The 15,249-nt window shown below is 57.7% G+C and carries 13 protein-coding genes and 2 pseudogenes; 9 read left to right on the forward strand and 6 right to left on the reverse strand.

Annotated elements, in window-relative coordinates:
- Positions 1-17: 17 nt before the first annotated feature.
- The gene (locus GR212_RS32505) at positions 18-794 is read left to right on the forward strand and encodes an SDR family oxidoreductase (RefSeq protein ID WP_163993387.1); all 777 of its coding nucleotides are present in this window, start codon (positions 18-20) and stop codon (positions 792-794) included.
- Here GR212_RS32505 and GR212_RS32510 read toward each other — a convergent pair.
- Positions 753-1,565, reverse strand: a complete 813-nt coding sequence (locus GR212_RS32510) for a FadR/GntR family transcriptional regulator (protein ID WP_163993389.1) — start codon at positions 1,563-1,565, stop codon at positions 753-755. The two genes, GR212_RS32505 and GR212_RS32510, sit on opposite strands and share 42 nt — an antisense overlap.
- A 57-nt stretch (positions 1,566-1,622) precedes the next feature.
- Between GR212_RS32510 and GR212_RS32515 the strand changes: the two genes are divergently transcribed.
- Both GR212_RS32515 and GR212_RS32520 read left to right on the forward strand, forming a co-directional pair.
- Positions 1,623-2,918 (forward strand): MFS transporter, encoded by a 1,296-nt coding sequence (locus tag GR212_RS32515; RefSeq protein ID WP_163993391.1) that lies wholly within the window; start codon positions 1,623-1,625, stop codon positions 2,916-2,918.
- A gap of 13 nt (positions 2,919-2,931) precedes the next feature.
- On the forward strand, positions 2,932-3,828 hold the full coding sequence (locus tag GR212_RS32520) for a dihydrodipicolinate synthase family protein (protein WP_163993393.1): 897 nt from the start codon (positions 2,932-2,934) through the stop codon (positions 3,826-3,828).
- 13 nt (positions 3,829-3,841) lie between these two features.
- Here the strand turns inward: GR212_RS32520 and GR212_RS32525 are convergent, their stop codons facing one another.
- Entirely contained in the window at positions 3,842-4,588 is a 747-nt protein-coding gene (locus GR212_RS32525; RefSeq protein WP_163993395.1) for a FadR/GntR family transcriptional regulator, read from the reverse strand.
- A gap of 125 nt (positions 4,589-4,713) precedes the next feature.
- On the opposite strand from GR212_RS32525, the gene GR212_RS32530 reads away from it, so the two are divergent.
- The 3 genes from GR212_RS32530 (at position 4,714) to dld (ending at position 10,551) form a co-directional block, all read left to right on the forward strand.
- Positions 4,714-6,435, forward strand: a complete 1,722-nt coding sequence (locus tag GR212_RS32530) for an IlvD/Edd family dehydratase (RefSeq protein WP_163993397.1) — start codon at positions 4,714-4,716, stop codon at positions 6,433-6,435.
- 35 nt (positions 6,436-6,470) lie between these two features.
- Positions 6,471-7,763, forward strand: a complete 1,293-nt coding sequence (locus tag GR212_RS32535) for an MFS transporter (protein WP_163993398.1) — start codon at positions 6,471-6,473, stop codon at positions 7,761-7,763.
- A gap of 1,018 nt (positions 7,764-8,781) precedes the next feature.
- Positions 8,782-10,551 carry a D-lactate dehydrogenase gene (dld, locus tag GR212_RS32540; RefSeq protein ID WP_163993400.1) on the forward strand — a complete coding sequence of 590 codons (1,770 nt, stop codon included), beginning with the start codon at positions 8,782-8,784 and terminating at the stop codon, positions 10,549-10,551.
- A gap of 21 nt (positions 10,552-10,572) precedes the next feature.
- On the opposite strand, the gene GR212_RS32545 is transcribed toward dld, so the two are convergent.
- The gene (locus GR212_RS32545) at positions 10,573-10,929 is read right to left on the reverse strand and encodes an amidase family protein (RefSeq protein ID WP_348643584.1); all 357 of its coding nucleotides are present in this window, start codon (positions 10,927-10,929) and stop codon (positions 10,573-10,575) included.
- A 2-nt stretch (positions 10,930-10,931) separates the two neighbouring features.
- On the opposite strand from GR212_RS32545, the gene GR212_RS32550 reads away from it, so the two are divergent.
- Entirely contained in the window at positions 10,932-11,090 is a 159-nt protein-coding gene (locus tag GR212_RS32550) for a hypothetical protein (RefSeq protein WP_163993404.1), read from the forward strand.
- Between the two features lie 181 nt (positions 11,091-11,271).
- Here the strand turns inward: GR212_RS32550 and GR212_RS32555 are convergent, their stop codons facing one another.
- Positions 11,272-11,913 (reverse strand): HD domain-containing protein, encoded by a 642-nt coding sequence (locus GR212_RS32555; protein ID WP_163993462.1) that lies wholly within the window; start codon positions 11,911-11,913, stop codon positions 11,272-11,274.
- A 118-nt stretch (positions 11,914-12,031) separates the two neighbouring features.
- On the opposite strand from GR212_RS32555, the gene GR212_RS32560 reads away from it, so the two are divergent.
- Entirely contained in the window at positions 12,032-12,991 is a 960-nt protein-coding gene (locus GR212_RS32560) for a GlxA family transcriptional regulator (RefSeq protein ID WP_246726155.1), read from the forward strand.
- A 25-nt stretch (positions 12,992-13,016) separates the two neighbouring features.
- On the opposite strand, the pseudogene GR212_RS37340 reads toward GR212_RS32560, so the two are convergent.
- Positions 13,017-13,574, reverse strand: a pseudogene (locus GR212_RS37340) (TetR/AcrR family transcriptional regulator).
- Between the two features lie 665 nt (positions 13,575-14,239).
- On the opposite strand from GR212_RS37340, the pseudogene GR212_RS37860 reads away from it, so the two are divergent.
- Positions 14,240-14,596 (forward strand): annotated as a pseudogene (locus GR212_RS37860) (Mu transposase domain-containing protein); the annotation flags it as partial.
- A 115-nt stretch (positions 14,597-14,711) separates the two neighbouring features.
- Here GR212_RS37860 and GR212_RS32565 read toward each other — a convergent pair.
- The gene (locus GR212_RS32565) at positions 14,712-14,876 is read right to left on the reverse strand and encodes a hypothetical protein (RefSeq protein ID WP_163993408.1); all 165 of its coding nucleotides are present in this window, start codon (positions 14,874-14,876) and stop codon (positions 14,712-14,714) included.
- Between the last annotated feature and the right edge of the window lie 373 nt (positions 14,877-15,249).

Below are 15,249 nucleotides of genomic sequence, written 5' to 3' on the forward strand. Positions count from 1 at the left end.
GTGGCAGGAGAACAGCAATGACTGGACGTCTTCATGGCAAGCGCCTCTTCGTCACCGGCGCGGCGCAGGGTATCGGCCTTGCACTTGCAAGCGCTTTCCTCAAGGAGGGTGCCAATCTCTTCCTCATCGACAAAGATGGCGATTTGCTCGAACGTGAATGCAAGGCATTGTCCGCCGGGGACGGACGTGTGGCATGGGTCCCCGTGGACATAACAAACGCACCGGCAATCGAGGCCGCGGTCGCCGCGGCAGCGACAAAAATCGGCCCGATCAATGCACTGGTCAATAATGCCGGCATCAATGTTTTTGACGAACCTCTCAAATCGTCTGACGCTGACTGGGATAGGTGCTTCGACGTCAATCTGCGTGGTGCATGGAATTGCTGCCGTGCTGTCCTTCCAGGATTGATCGAAGGGGGTGGGGGAGCAATATTGAATATTGCATCGACCCATGCCTTCACCATCATACCGCACACTTTTCCTTATCCTCTTGCAAAGCATGCTCTTCTGGGCATGACCAAGGCGCTGGGAATCGAATATGCGGATCGAAACATTCGCGTGAATGCGATTGCGCCGGGCTATGTCGCCACGCAGAAGGCTGTGGAGTATTGGAACACCTTTGCCGACCCCGGTGCGGCTGAGAAGGCAACTCTTGCCCTGCACCCTAGCGGCAGGATCGCCACTCCTGAAGAAATCGCGTTGGCTGCCGTGTTCATGATTTCCGACGAGTGCCCGTTCATGAACGCCACCTGTCTAACGATCGATGGCGGTCTCAGTGTGCGGCAGCATCCTTGAGTGGACCGATGATGAACTTTCCAAAAATCGAGTAGTTTCGTTCAGCAGATTTTCCATTGCAGAACGTGCGGCTGTCGGGTCACCGTTCATAATCGCGTGGGCAACAGCACGATGGTTTGCGAGGTTGAATGCAAACGCTCCTACCGTATGGGGAAAGACAGCATCAAGTATCGATTCAATCGCCTGGCGTAAGCTCTGCAGAACCGGATTATGTGTCGCTGCCAAGATGGAAAGGTGAAACTCCTTGTCGGCGGCAACGGCTCCGGCCGGATCGTTCTGGCTCGTTTCCATCCGTCCATACGCCGCCATAATAGCCTCTCGCTCGGCCTTGCCTGCACGCTGGGCGGCCAAAACGACAGCACCAGGCTCCACGATCAGGCGTACTTCCGCAAATGCCATCAGTTCGTCATGGGAGATGCGTCCGTGCGACAACCAACCTATCAACTCGGCATCGAGCCATTGCCATCGTTCGCGCGGCTGAACTCTCGTGCCGGTACGCTGCCTGACGGTCACCAGACCTTTGGCGGACAATATCTTTGCCGCTTCGCGAACCACCGTGCGGCTGACGCCGAATTCGTGCTCAAGCTCACCCTCCGACGGAAGATAGGTCCCGGGAGTTATTTGCCCGGACGCGATACGGACGCCGAGAGCCTCCACGAGAGCCATCGTCCTGTTTGGCTTAGTTTTCGTCATGCATCCGTCCGTCGCCTTCATCATCTCCGAGACCAACCAGAATGCACAGATAAAAGCAAACAGCTTGTTGCTCTTCAAACATCATATGTTAAAGGTATGATGTTTGAAGGCTTTCATGAAGGGGCGGAGGAGAAAATGAAACTCGACACCAATGCGGACGCGGTCCGTCGGATCAATCTGCGCATCTTGCCGTTCCTGATGCTGCTTTACCTGGTTGCCTATATCGATCGGTCGAACATCTCGGTCGCTGCGCTCGGAATGAACGAGGAGCTCGGCCTGACGAGCCAGATGTACGGGCTGGCAGCCGGCATATTCTTCGCGACCTATATTGTTTTCGAAATACCGAGCAACATGTTGCTGGCCCGGTTCGGCGCGCGCCGCTGGATTGCGCGCATCATGATCAGCTGGGGCATCATTGCAGCCGGTATGGCATTCATTTCCAACGCCTCTCAGCTCTATGCTATGCGCCTTCTTCTCGGTGCTGCTGAAGCCGGCTTCACGCCAGGTATTATCTTCTATCTCGCGAAATGGTATCCATCGGGCGACAGGGCAAACGCCATGTCCTTCTTCTATATCGGTGCGGCGCTTGCCTCGGTAATCGGATTGCCCCTATCGGGCCTCTTGCTCAATGCGCATGGCATTCTCGGCCTTTCGGGATGGCGCTGGGTGTTCCTGATCGAAGGCATTCCTGCCGTCATCTTGGGCTTCATGGTGTTGAAGTTTCTGCCCGATCGCCCGCGAGAGGCGAGCTGGCTCACTGCCGAACAGCAGGATGGTCTCGAACGAACCATCGAGAGCGATGAGGAGAAGGCACCTGTGTCCCATCATGCCTCCTGGAGTGCGGCGTTTTCGAATGCTCGCGTCTGGATGCTCGCCTTCTTTTGGCTCCTTCAAGCCTTTGGGACGATCGGCATCACGCTCTTCATGCCCCTGATCGTCAAGAGCCTGTCGGGCGGTGGAAATCTGGCGGTGAGCCTGCTTTCGGCGGTGCCGTTTCTTGCGGCCTGCATCTTCATGTTCTTCAATGGCAGGCACTCTGATCGAACCGGCGAGCGTGCCCTTCATCTCGGGCTTCCACTCACTCTGGCCGGCGCCTGCCTTCTGGGTGCGACCTATACCGGTGATCCGCGAGTGGCCTATTTGCTGCTCGTCCTTTCCGTGGCGCTCAACTGGGCGGTCATTCCGATCTTCTGGGCGGTTACGACCGAATTTGTCTCGGGCATCGCTGCGGCCGTATCGATCGCGCTTATCAATGCACTGGCAAATGTCGCCGGCCTTGCCCTGCCGCCCGTGATCGGCTGGATCAAGGATTCCACCGGAAATTACAACATCGCGCTGACGCTGGTAGCTGCGGCGCTCATCGCAGGCGGTCTCCTCGGCATCGCAATTGTCCGTACAGGGGCTCCGGCCCTTCGGCTTTCAAGACAATAAGGCTATTCAAAAGATGACATTCGAACCTGAGAAGCTGCACGGTATTCACGCGATCCTCTACGCCCTTTTCGATGACGATGAGAAACTCGACAGGGCGGCGATGAAGCGGCAGACGGAAATCTGTGTGGCTGCCGGCGTGCATGGTCTGGTTGCGCTCGGCCTAGCAACGGAGGTTTCCAAATTGACGGCTGCCGAACGCCGAACCGTGATGGACTGGCTTGCCGAAGACAATGCCAGCCGCTTGCCGCTTGGCTTCACGATCTTCGGGACGTCAGTTGCCGAGCAGGTCGAGCAGGTCCGGCATGCCGAAGCGGTCGGCGCCAACTGGGTGATACTTCAGCCGCCTCCGGTCGGCAGTTTCGGGGCCGGTGAATATATCGGCTTCTTCGGCCGCGTTGCGGATGCCACGACGCTGCCCGTCGCGATTCAAAATGCCCCTGCCTTTCTTGGGCGCGGACTGACCGGCCTGGATCTCGCAGCGTTGCGCGCCGCCCACCCCAATGTGAGCGTGCTCAAGGCGGAAGGATCGGCGGTGGAGGTCAAGGCGCTGATGGAGATAATCGGTAACGGCGTGCCGGTCTTCAACGGGCGTGGTGGTCTGGAATTGCTTGACGGACTGCGGGCGGGCTGCGCCGGCTATATTCTCGCTCCCGATCTCATCGATTATGCGGTCATGGCATACAACGCCTTTCGCGCCGGAGACGAACTCCGCGCCGAAGAAATCTATCGAACGATGCTTCCATCTGCCGTCGCCGTCATGCAGGGGATCGAACATCTTATGTGCTACGGCAAGCGGTTGTTCGCTGAGCGGGCTGGCCTCACCGTTTGGGATCGGGCACCTGCCATGCGTCCCACACCGTTCGGGCAGCAGCTTGTCGTCTCGCATGCGGTTAGGCTCGGATCTTTCTGAAGCTGATCTGCTTTTAACCCTCTGATCGCGGCAGTTCGAGCTTCTGGACCTCCAGCGCCTCTCGCAGGAGGTTCCTCATCTGCTCCGCCGCGCCGGAGCCATCGGAGCCGGCAATGGCCTCGTAAACATTCTGATGACGGCGGATCCAATGCTCATCTTCCTTCGCCGTCCGTTCCAATCCCGCCTTGAAGACATGTTTCAGTCCAGCCGAGATCAATGACCCCAACGCCAGATAGAAGGCATTGCCGGTCGCGGCTAGAATGGCGGTGTGAAATGCGAGATCGTGCTCGATCTTTTCTTCCGCCGTCGAGGCAAGGGCCATGCCGAGCAGGGCATGCTTCATTTTCTGCAGTATCTGTGGTGTCGCGCGTGCGGCGGCAAGCTCCGCTGCGGCCGGCTCGAAGGATTGCCGCAGTTCATAGAGGTCGAGCCGTGCGCGTTCGCTGCCATTCCGCGCGCCCAGCCTCCACGCGAGAACCTGCGGATCAAGCAGAAGCCACGCGGAATGATCGGTCACCCTGGTGCCGCTTCGCGGGCGACTTTCGAGAAGTCCCTTGGCAGACAGGATCTTTATGGCTTCCCGAATAACGGTACGTGATGTTCCGAAATGTTCGCAGAGCTCCTGCTCGGTCCCGACCGAGGCTCCTGCGACCAAAGCGCCGCCGACGATACGTTCTCCCAATGCCTGCACAATGGCGTCATGGTATCTTTCTCTCGTGCCGGTACCTGTGTCGTCGGCGTCCGAATTCATGCCGGCCATCTGCTCTCCCCAAGAACCAAGTCATCTCTAGCTTCTTCAGCGTACGGTCACAAGCGCAACTCTACTTGACCGCCATCGGTCAATTGTATAACAAAAATATAAATCATACTACAAAAGAGGCAATTATGACCAAGGATTCAAAACGGCGGTCCCAGGCGTGGTTCGGCGGAGTGGACAAGGATGGATTCATCCACCGCTCCTGGATGAAAAATGGCGGCCTGCCCGACGACGTATTCGACGGCCGTCCTGTCATTGGTATCTGCAACACGTTTTCGGAATTTACGCCCTGCAACGCCCATTTTCGGGAGCTGGTCACGCATATTAAGGCGGGGGTGCTGGAGGCCGGCGGATTGCCACTCGAGTTTCCGGTCTTTTCCTGCGGTGAATCCAATCTTCGTCCGACTGCGATGCTCTTCAGAAACCTGGCTTCCATGGACGTCGAGGAGGCGATCCGCGGCAATCCGATGGATGGTGTTATCCTGATGGCCGGCTGTGACAAGACCACGCCATCGCTGCTCATGGGCGCGGCAAGCTGCGATTTGCCGACGATCGTCATTTCCGGCGGCCCGATGCTAAACGGCAACTTCCGCGGCAAGCCGATCGGCTCCGGCACAGATGTGTGGAAATTCTCCGAGGAGGTGAGGGCAGGCACCATGAGCCGGCAGGAATTTATGGATGCGGAAAGTGCCATGTCGCGCTCTCCCGGCCACTGCATGACCATGGGAACGGCCTCGACCATGGCCTCGATGGTGGAGGCTTTGGGCGTTGCTCTTCCCACCAATGCGGCCTGGCCCGCCGTCGATGCCCGGCGCGCGCGTCTGGCTCGTATGACGGGGCGTCGCGCCGTTGCGATGGTCAAGGAGGATCTGCGGCTCTCGAAGGTTCTCACGCGGCAGGCGTTCGAAAATGCCATCAAAGTCAATGGCGCGATTGGCGGATCGACCAATGCTGTCGTTCATCTGCTCGCCATTGCCGGGCGCGTCGGTGTCGACCTCTCGCTGGAGGACTGGGACAGGCAAGGTCGCGACGTGCCCACGATCGTCAATCTGATGCCTTCAGGAAAATACCTCATGGAGGACTTCTGTTATGCCGGCGGCATCCCGGTCGTGATGAAGGAGATTGCGGACCTTCTGCATCTCGATGCGCTGACAGTGTCGGGGATGAGCCTTGGCGAGAATATTGCTGATGTCGTCAACCATAATTCGGACGTCATCCGCAGCCGAGCAAATCCGCTTGTCGACAGCGGCGGAATTGCCGTCCTGAAGGGCAACCTTGCCCCGAACGGGGCAGTGCTCAAACCTTCAGCGGCGTCACCGCATCTCATGCGTCATCGTGGCCGCGCTGTCGTCTTCGAAAACATCGAGGATTTCCATGCCAGGATCGACGACCCAGGCCTTGATGTCGATGAGAATTCTGTTCTCGTTCTGAAGGGCGCCGGTCCGCGCGGTTATCCTGGCATGGCCGAAGTCGGCAACATGGCCCTGCCGAGCAAGCTCCTGGAGAAGGGGGTGCGCGACATGGTGCGTGTTTCCGACGGCCGCATGAGCGGCACCGCCTATGGAACCGTAGTGCTGCATATATCGCCGGAAGCTGCCGCCGGCGGTCCGCTAGCGCTCGTCGAGGAGGGGGATTTCATTGCGCTTGACGTTGAGGCTCGCACGTTGATCCTCGACGTGCCGGACGAAGAACTTTCAAGGCGACGCGCGGTCTGGAAGGAGCCGGTACCGCCGATGGCCTCCGGATACCAAGGCCTATACGTGCGAACCGTCATGCAAGCCGATACCGGTGCCGACCTCGACTTCCTGGTCGGAGGACGCGGCGCAAAGGTACCGCGCGAAAGCCACTAATTTACTTCATTCAGAACCATAAAAGGAGGAGATCGATGGTTTCCGAAAAGAACCTGGTCGCCAAGATCACTTGGCGACTCATGCCCTGGCTGGGCTTCCTTTATCTTATTGCCTACATCGACCGTCAGAACGTCAGCTTCGCGAAACTTCAGATGGTCGATGCCCTAGGTCTCAGCGAATATGCCTACGGGTTGGGAGCGTCGCTGTTTTTCATCGGATATTTCATTTTCGAGGTGCCGAGCAATCTTCTCTTGACCCGGTTTGGTGCCAGCAAATGGTTTGCGCGCATCCTGGTGTCCTGGGGTGTCGTGACCATCGCACTTGCGTTCACAGCCAATGCGACGATGTTTTACGTCCTGCGGTTTCTGCTCGGTGTATGCGAGGCGGGCTTCTTTCCGGGCGTGCTTTACCTTCTGACGCTCTGGTATCCATCCGAACATCGCGGCAAGATGGTAGGATTGTTCATGATCTTCAGCGCAGTCGCAAATGCCGTTGGGGCGCCGCTGGGAGGAACCCTTCTCAGTCTCGACGGCTTGCTTGGATTTGCCGGATGGGAATGGGTGTTTCTTGCAACCGGTGTTCCCGCTGTGCTTGCCGGAATTGCCACGCTCTTTCTGCTTCCGGACAGACCCGAGCAGGCGGTTTTTCTTGACAAGACGGAAAAGGCATGGCTTGCGCAGCGACTGGCATCGGAGGAGGCGGAAATCGACAGCCATGGCCGCAATCCGCTCGCGGCGCTGCTTGATGCCAGGGTGCTGCTCATGTCCGTCTGCTTCATAGGCTTTCCGCTATCCGCCTACGGGTTGAGCTATTGGCTGCCAACGATCGTGAAGAGTTTTGGCGTCGATAGCCTGTCGAATGGATTTCTCAACATCATTCCATGGGCTCTGGTTGCGATAGGCCTTTACGTCGTGCCAGCTGCGGCTGCCCGATCCAGGTCGCAGACAGCATATATCGTTGGACCCGCCATGGTCGGGATCATCTGTCTCGTCGCGTCTGCCGTTCTAAGCAATCATACGCTGCAATTTGCGTTTCTTTGCGTGGCCGCAGCCGGTATCTTCGCAGGGCAGCCGGTCTTCTGGAACCTGCCCTCAAAATTTCTGAAGGGAGCGGGTGCCGCTGCCGGCTTGGCGGCGATAAATTCCGTGGGTAATCTTGGCGGCTTCATCGCGCAGAACGTTGTCCCGTGGATCAGAGACGTCACGGGTAGTGCAATCGCGCCGATGTTTTTCCTGGCCTTTTGCCTTGGAATTGCGGCTATACTGGTCTTGCTCGTTCAATATTCGATAGCGCAAAAAAATAGCGACGGCGGAACTGAATTGGTTTAGCGCTTCGCAGGCGTGGCGGGGGAGGCAATGCCGCTACTTCCCCCGTCCGGTCGGATGCTGTCCCCCCGATACCCTTTCGCTTTGGTGGCAGGCTGAGCACTAGCCACGATAACGAACGTTTCGACGAGCACAGTCAGTACGGGTGGATGCTATCGATGGCTGGGATAGTATGCGGGTACACGAATGTAGCCGAGCTTTCGCCATCGCCCCGTAGATGTCATTAGGAATGAGCCGTTCAGCGTTTGCTGAAAGCACATCAAGACGTGAGCAATCGAGAAAACCAAGCGATTGCGGCGTGGCATGTGGCGCGATGCACCCGTCTTTCAGGTCAACAAGTTCGAATTACGATCTCCGGCAGCAGTAAGCCCCTCCACAAGAAAAGGAAAGAATTACGGGACGCGCTCCGCGTTGATCGCATCGTTTTGATCTTGCGAGTGCAGTTGGGCAAGAGGGGAGCAGGCAATCGTGGTCCTTGATGCGTGGAATGATTTAGCCGCGCTGCAGGGAGAACTGGAATGGACCGGGGGGCGATGACCGGCAGCGAGGCCGAGCGCGCAAGAGGGCTGGCGGAATAGAACGCAGACTGTGGTTAGTTGCGATGGGAGCCGAGCGCGCGGAACTGTAACGCCTCCGTCAAGTCTATGATCTCTTTGACGGTGTAAGCTGTTGCGTGAAGTCGATCTCATGGAAGCCGGCGCAAGGCCAATAGACTGATAGCAAAACCCCTCAAGCGATCCACGCTGACGCATTCGCATGGGGACAGCGTTGCTGTGTGGGCCGCCCGGTTGCCTGCCCGCTAAATAAAATGCACAACATCTAACTTGCCTTGGGCCTATTGTGGGAGCAGGCTGCCCTTTGTCACGACGCATAACGTTTTTGAACGCCGATCGCTCGGTTAAGACTCGATGGACAGTGGGCTAGCGTATCGATGTCCACAAAATGGACAGCATCGCTTGATTGTTGTGTACTTGCGTCGAGGGGTCTGTCGCGGCGCTCGTCTGAGCACAGTGGAGGCAGGATGACTTTTGCTGCAACGCAAGCGCCGATAGCAACGAGTTCGACAAGGGCGGCAAACAATTCCCAACTCGTCGATGAGCTGAAAGCAATCGTTGGAAGAAGATATGTTCTGACGAGCCCTTCGGCAACTCAGAGATTCCGGAAAGGCTTCCGGTTTGGGAACGGGCCGGCCCTAGCCGTGATACAGCCGGGCAGCTTGCTCGAACAATGGCGCGTCCTTAACGCCTGCATCAAGGCGAACAAAGCCGTCATCGTGCAGGCTGCCAACACCGGTTTGACCGGAGGATCCACGCCCGACGGCGATACATATGATCGCGATATCGTCATCATCAACACCTTGCGCATGAACAAGATCCATCTTATCGGAAATGGCCAACAGGTCATTTGCCTGCCGGGCGCCACTCTTTTCGAACTCGAAAAGATGCTGCAGCCACTCGGTCGCAATCCACATTCGGTGATCGGTTCCTCATGCATAGGCGCCTCTGTTTTTGGCGGGATCTGCAACAATTCCGGAGGCGCGCTGATCCATCGCGGGCCTGCATTCACGCAAATGACACTATATGCGCAAGTGACCGAGAGCGGGGATGTCATCCTTGTGAACCACCTAGGTGTCCGGTTAGGGACCGATCCGGAGGCCATTCTCACCAATGCCGAGAATGGAAGCTTCAAAGCCGAGGATGTTGAATATTATCCTGATCGCTTCTGCTCGGACCACGACTATCAGCAGCATGTGCGCGATATCGAGGCGCCGACGCCTGCGCGTTTCAATGCGGATCCGAAGCGCCTGTTCGAGGCCGCCGGCAGCGCCGGTAAGGTCATGCTTTTTGCCGTTCGCCTTGATACTTTTCCCAAAGAACAGAAGACCGGTGACTTCTACATCGGCACCAATGATCCAGGTGAGCTTACGCAGATAAGGCGGCACATCCTCGCGCACTTCAAATCTCTTCCCGTCCAAGGCGAATATCTGCACAGGGACGCTTTCGATATCGCCGAGAAATACGGCAAGGACACCTTTTTGGCGATACAATATCTCGGGACTGACCGTCTCCCGACATTGTTTGCGGTGAAGGGATGGTTTGACGCGCTTTGCGCGCGCGTCAAGTTTGTCCCGCACGATTTCTCGGATCGATTCATGCAGGCTGCCAGCAGCTTCTTTCCGAGACACCTGCCAAAGCGACTCTACGAATATCGCAATCGGTTCGAACATCACCTGATGCTGCGGATGGCGGACGATGGGATCGCAGAAGTGCGCGATTATCTCGCGAAGCGTTTTCCCTCTGCGCAGGGGGCTTTCTTTGAGTGTACGGTTGACGAAGGGGTTAAGGCGTTCCTGCATAGATTTGCGGCGGCCGGCGCGGCGATCCGTTACCGCGCCATCCATCGCAAACACGTTGAGGACATGGTCGCTCTTGATATCGCTCTTCCTCGCAATGGCACAGACTGGTTCGAGCGTCTGCCGCCCGATATCTCCAATCGGCTTGAGCAAAAGCTTTACTACGGTCACTTCTTTTGCCAGGTTCTCCATCAGGATTACATCGTCAAAAAAGGCTTCGATCCCATGGAGGTCGAACATGCGATGTGGGCGATCCTTGATACGAGGGGTGCCGAATATCCGGCAGAGCACAATGTCGGGCATCTCTACAATGCCAAAGCCTCGCTGGTTGACCACTATCAGACACTTGATCCCTGCAACTGCTTCAATCCGGGGATCGGTCATACCCCGAAGCTTCTGCGATGGCGGAAGGATGAGCCGCTTCCAGGTCCCGAATAGGTCCTGGCGCCGAGCCAATAGTCACTGAAAAACCTGTTTCCGGATTGTGCCTCGCATGGGGAGGATCACTGAATCCCATGTCGCAAGGCCGATCGGTGACATGCTGGCGGCGAGTGCAGCCGATTCTCCACCGGACGAACCGCCAGGCGTGCGCTCGAGATTCCAGGGAGTAATGGTGCGGCCGGTCACGAGATCGTCGCTCTCTGCCCAGAAGGAGAAGTCGAGCTGGTTAGCCTTCATGAGCGGAACGCCGCTGGTCGCCTTGAAACGTGCGACCGCCGTTGCTTCCTTGTCCGGAATGTTGCCCACGAACAGCTTCGAGCTGCGCTGGGTGAAGACGCCTGCGGTATCCAACGAACCCCTGATCGAGAAAGGCACTCATGCAGCAGACCCGGAGCGATGCCATCCGCGCCCGCATGGTCAGCAAAGTCCGTGCCCATTATCGCAGCTTCGACCTTGAGCGTCACGACCGCGTTGATCTGGTGGTTCACGACATCGGTGTGGTCCAGATGCGCCGGCACGACCTCGCGCCACGATAGTTGCTTCGCGTGAATGAGCGCCGCGAGAGCTATCGCATGCTGATAATAGATTGGGTTGGTGTCGATCATACCCGTCTCCTTCGAAGTTCTATCTATCGGTAGACAGGCAAAACTGAAGCAACGAAAGACCCAGCGCTCGTTGAGACGTCGGGTCCGTCGATCCAGGCCGGAAGTGGCGATATCAGCCGTGCCAGTGCGATCCGCGGATAACGCTGCAGAAGTTCCCGCGATGGAAATGCGGGTCCTTATCCGCGAGCACGTCGGCCTTGACGTTCCCGAATGTGGTGTCCGGTTTGTGCTTGATACCGTCGTAGAAGGCTTGGAGGATATCTTCCTTGAAATGCGGCGTCCTCGGGAACGCCCGCACGACTGCCTCCCGTTCGGCCTCCGAATATTCCCCGTAGGTCAGGCCAAGGACATCCATCTCGACGCCGGCCGTCACCAGCGCGACGACCGGATGCATATGCTTGGGGATGCCGGGCGTGGTGTGCAGCGCGATTGCCGCCCAGACTGTATCGATGTCGGCCTGCTTGATACCGTGCCGTTTCAGGAAATCCCGCGCCGCGTTGGCGCCGTCGACCTCGAAGCGTTCATCAGCGCTGCTGTAGGCTTTCATCAAGCCCATATCGTGGAACATGGCTCCTGTATAAAGCAGTTCCGGATCGAACTTCAGGCCGCGATGTTCGCCGGCCAACGCGCCGAATAGATAGACCCGACTCGAATGATTGAAGAGCAGCTCGGACTCCATATCGCGGACAATCTCAGTCACCTCTCGCGCAAGCCTGCTATCGGGGATTTTAAGGGCGTGATTTGCAGTGGTCATCATGTGCCTCCTTTCGTGGCTCTTCCAACCCTAGATATCCCTGTCTGTGTCCTCTATAGTCGTATTACGACGAATACGGACATTTGACCCAAATATGAGACACCAAGCTGATTCAAGGATGATTGGCATCCTCGCACTGCCAGGCGTGCAGATGCTCGACGTCGCGGGTCCTCTCGACGTTTTTGCCGAAGCCAATGTGCAATCCGGCCACCGGGCCTATGCACCATGCGTGATTTCCACTGTCGAAGGCCCCATTGTCAGTTCATCCGGGCTGCGCGTTGTTCCAGACATGATCCTCGGTCTTCACGTATCCACCATCTTCGACACGCTGCTTGTCGCCGGCGCCCCGCATCTCGGCGATGTCCCTGCAGATCCGAAGCTGGTGGACTGGCTGCGTCGGGAGGCGCCGCAGAGCCGCCGGTTTGGCTCTGTTTGCAGCGGCGCCATGGTGCTGGCCGCGACCGGATTGCTCGACGGGCGGCGCATCACCACACATTGGGCTGTTGCCGAGCCGCTTGGACGGCTCTTCCCGGAAGTCGACATCGAGATCGATGCGCTGCACGTTCGCGACGGACAGATCCGTACGGCGGCGGGCGTGACGGCGGGCCTCGATCTGGCGCTCGCGCTTGTCGAGGAGGATCTTGGCCGCGAGGTCGCCAAGAAGGTCGCTTCCCAGCTCGTAATGTTCTTTAAGCGTCCGGGCGGCCAGCTCCAGTTCAGTCGGCGAGGCGAGGCCAATCCCGCTGGCCGGTCGGCCCTGCAGGAAATCCAGCGCTGGGTGGTGGCCAATCCGACCGCCGACGCCAGTATGGCGGCGCTTGCCGAACGCGCCGGTCTCAGCCCGCGCCATCTTGCGCGATTGTTCAGGCAGGAAATCGGGATGACCCCATCAACCTGGGTCGAAATGGTCCGGATCGATGTGGCTCGTCAGCTACTTGAAGCCGGCGAGCGGCCCAAGCAGGCTGCTGCCGCTTGCGGCTTTAGCGACATCGATACTTTTCGTCGCGCCTTCCGTCGCCAGGTCGGTATCACGCCCACCGAATATCGAGGCCGCTACGAAATGGCAGACGCCGGCTAGCCTGCAGATGAGCAGAACCGGAGCATCAGGGAATCAAGCCAGTCGGCGGTAGGTCCTGATTGTGCGGTTATAGATGCCTATGTCCTGGCATCCGCGCGCGACGAACTGGGCTCCTTCGATGGCCGCGAAGATCGCCATCGCCTGTTCCTGCAGATCCGGATTGCTCGCGGCCGGCTTTGCCCGCGCCAGAACCTTGGTGATCCAATCGACGTTCGTCTGGCAAACTGGTCGATCTCAGCCCGTGCCTCCACCGGAAGGTCGTCAAGCTCAGCACTCATGATTCCGCAAAGACACATGCGATTGTCGTTGGCCAGTGCCAGGCGGAAGATCGCGGTATATTTGTCCATACACCACGACGCGTCGCTCGAAGTCGCAAGCAGGTCAGCCAGATAGGTTGCTCCGTCTTCGATATAGCGCCGCACCGAGCGCACCTTTGGTTGGGAAATAATAGGGCACGTTTGAACTTTTGATCCCAACCTCTTTCGCCAGCTCCCGAAAGCTGAGCGTGTTATCCATGCGCTTGCATGGTCGATTTTGCGGCGGCCATGACCGCCTCACGCATATCTGTTGTGGTCTCGGTCATTTCATATCTCCTGCCGATCGATCGATAGATAGATAGAGGTTGACAGAGTGAAAGAAAAAAAGGCCAACCGACCAAGCATTCATAAGTCCGGAATTCTTTGCGTCGGGGACAACTCGCGGTAGAGTGGCGGAACTCCAGAGGTTGCGAGCGCCCTTGCTCGGCATTTTCGCGAGGCTAGAGATAAATCCTGATCGTGCCGACGTCGCTGTGTGTCAGCGCATGTGAACACGGCATTTCTTGATCCTTGATTATTGATGGAAGTTTGGTTTGAACGGCCGAGCCTTGCCGCCAGAAACGGTTAAGCATTCTTGTTACGGCGGCGGGCCGGCCAACTTCCCGAAGCGAGACGTCGGGCGGAATGGGCCCGGTATCTTTTTGGGAACACGATGCGTTGTGAGAGATGGATGCCGGAGTGCCCGCTGAAGACGTAGGCTATGAAGCAGGCGGTAGCGATGTAAACAGTGTCCTCTGCACCAAAGAGTTCCAACCCACGATAGTGCAGGCGAGTGATGTGTTGGATGCCGCGGCAAATACCGCCACGAATCCCAAGCCGGCGAAGAGATCGATGGGGGCACCAAACATCCGAACAGACGGCGCAGACGATCTGGCATATGTTCGAGGCCGAACGAGGCTGCCTCGTGCATTAGTTTAGCCCGTTCGACAGTTTCCATGGCGTGCCAGCCTCGAAGGCAAAGACCTTCACCGTCCGCTTCGACAATAACAAATACTCGCTCCTGTCGACGGCCGTCGGCCGCTCGGTCGAGATTCATGCCTATGCTGATCGGATTGTCATCACGCAGGATGGAGTGACGGTTGCCGAACACCGGCGCGGCTTCGGCCGCGGCGACACTGTCTATGATCTCCCCATGGAGGGAGATCGGATCATCAAGTACCCGTCCGAGCGCTTTCTCCCGATCGCTCTCGTTCCACCAATGCGCGACGCGAGGTTCGGATTGTTTTACTGCTTGCTGGCCCTCCCAGGCGGAAGATTTGGCGCTTGTCGCGTATCGCCACCCCCGTAATATTTCTGAGCATCGTGTAGCCTCCGTATCGATAAGCGCTTCTCTTGCGGCTGATCGCGGCTGAAGTGAGCAGCGGCGGCCAAGCTGGCGAGGTCGTGAAGCTTGTCAAAATCCGTCACGCCCTTTCGATAAGCCTGATCAGTTCCGCCGCAAACGCCTCGCGGTTCATTTCCGTCAAATGAAACCATGGCTGGCCAATCACAGCGTCGAAAATTTTCTGGAGATTGGTGATCTCGTCCGGCTGGAGCACTCCTTCGATTAGGTGGTGGTAGCGCTTCATTTTCCTCCTCCCTATTTTAGCTCATCCTATTTTTCATCCTCCTCGATATTTAGGCAAGAGGCGGCCTTGAAACGCCGTTTCAATCACATCATTTTGAGACGGCTTGGCGGGCGGCCAGTTAACCTCGTGACCGTGATCTGCTGCTCTCGCGCATTTGTCCGTGAAGACCGGCGACAAGCGTAGTCGCTTCGCTTCGCGTTGCGTTGAGCTTTTTCAGCGCTTCCCGCGATGCGCCCGATACAGAAGTGGGTTGTCTCCGTGGCACCTGTCCCGGGCTCACGCCTTGGGCGCAGGTAGACGATCATGTTGGCAACTTCCTCGGTCGTTGCAAAACGCTGGATAAGGGAGGCCGGACGCGTTGCCTTCAGGAAAC

The organism is Martinezella lusitana, from assembly GCF_010668395.1.
Classification (GTDB): domain Bacteria; phylum Pseudomonadota; class Alphaproteobacteria; order Rhizobiales; family Rhizobiaceae; genus Rhizobium; species Rhizobium lusitanum_A.

Excerpts from the sequence above, each read along its gene's own strand:
- GR212_RS32550 (WP_163993404.1), top strand. The coding sequence starts at position 10,932 with ATGCAGCAGACCCGGAGCGATGCCATCCGCGCCCGCATGGTCAGCAAA.
- GR212_RS32525 (WP_163993395.1), bottom strand. The coding sequence starts at position 4,588 with ATGGCCGGCATGAATTCGGACGCCGACGACACAGGTACCGGCACGAGA.
- GR212_RS32535 (WP_163993398.1), top strand. The coding sequence starts at position 6,471 with ATGGTTTCCGAAAAGAACCTGGTCGCCAAGATCACTTGGCGACTCATG.
- GR212_RS32520 (WP_163993393.1), top strand. The coding sequence starts at position 2,932 with ATGACATTCGAACCTGAGAAGCTGCACGGTATTCACGCGATCCTCTAC.
- GR212_RS32555 (WP_163993462.1), bottom strand. The coding sequence starts at position 11,913 with ATGACCACTGCAAATCACGCCCTTAAAATCCCCGATAGCAGGCTTGCG.
- GR212_RS32565 (WP_163993408.1), bottom strand. The coding sequence starts at position 14,876 with ATGAAGCGCTACCACCACCTAATCGAAGGAGTGCTCCAGCCGGACGAG.
- GR212_RS32560 (WP_246726155.1), top strand. The coding sequence starts at position 12,032 with ATGATTGGCATCCTCGCACTGCCAGGCGTGCAGATGCTCGACGTCGCG.
- GR212_RS32515 (WP_163993391.1), top strand. The coding sequence starts at position 1,623 with ATGAAACTCGACACCAATGCGGACGCGGTCCGTCGGATCAATCTGCGC.
- GR212_RS32505 (WP_163993387.1), top strand. The coding sequence starts at position 18 with ATGACTGGACGTCTTCATGGCAAGCGCCTCTTCGTCACCGGCGCGGCG.
- dld (WP_163993400.1), top strand. The coding sequence starts at position 8,782 with ATGACTTTTGCTGCAACGCAAGCGCCGATAGCAACGAGTTCGACAAGG.
- GR212_RS32530 (WP_163993397.1), top strand. The coding sequence starts at position 4,714 with ATGACCAAGGATTCAAAACGGCGGTCCCAGGCGTGGTTCGGCGGAGTG.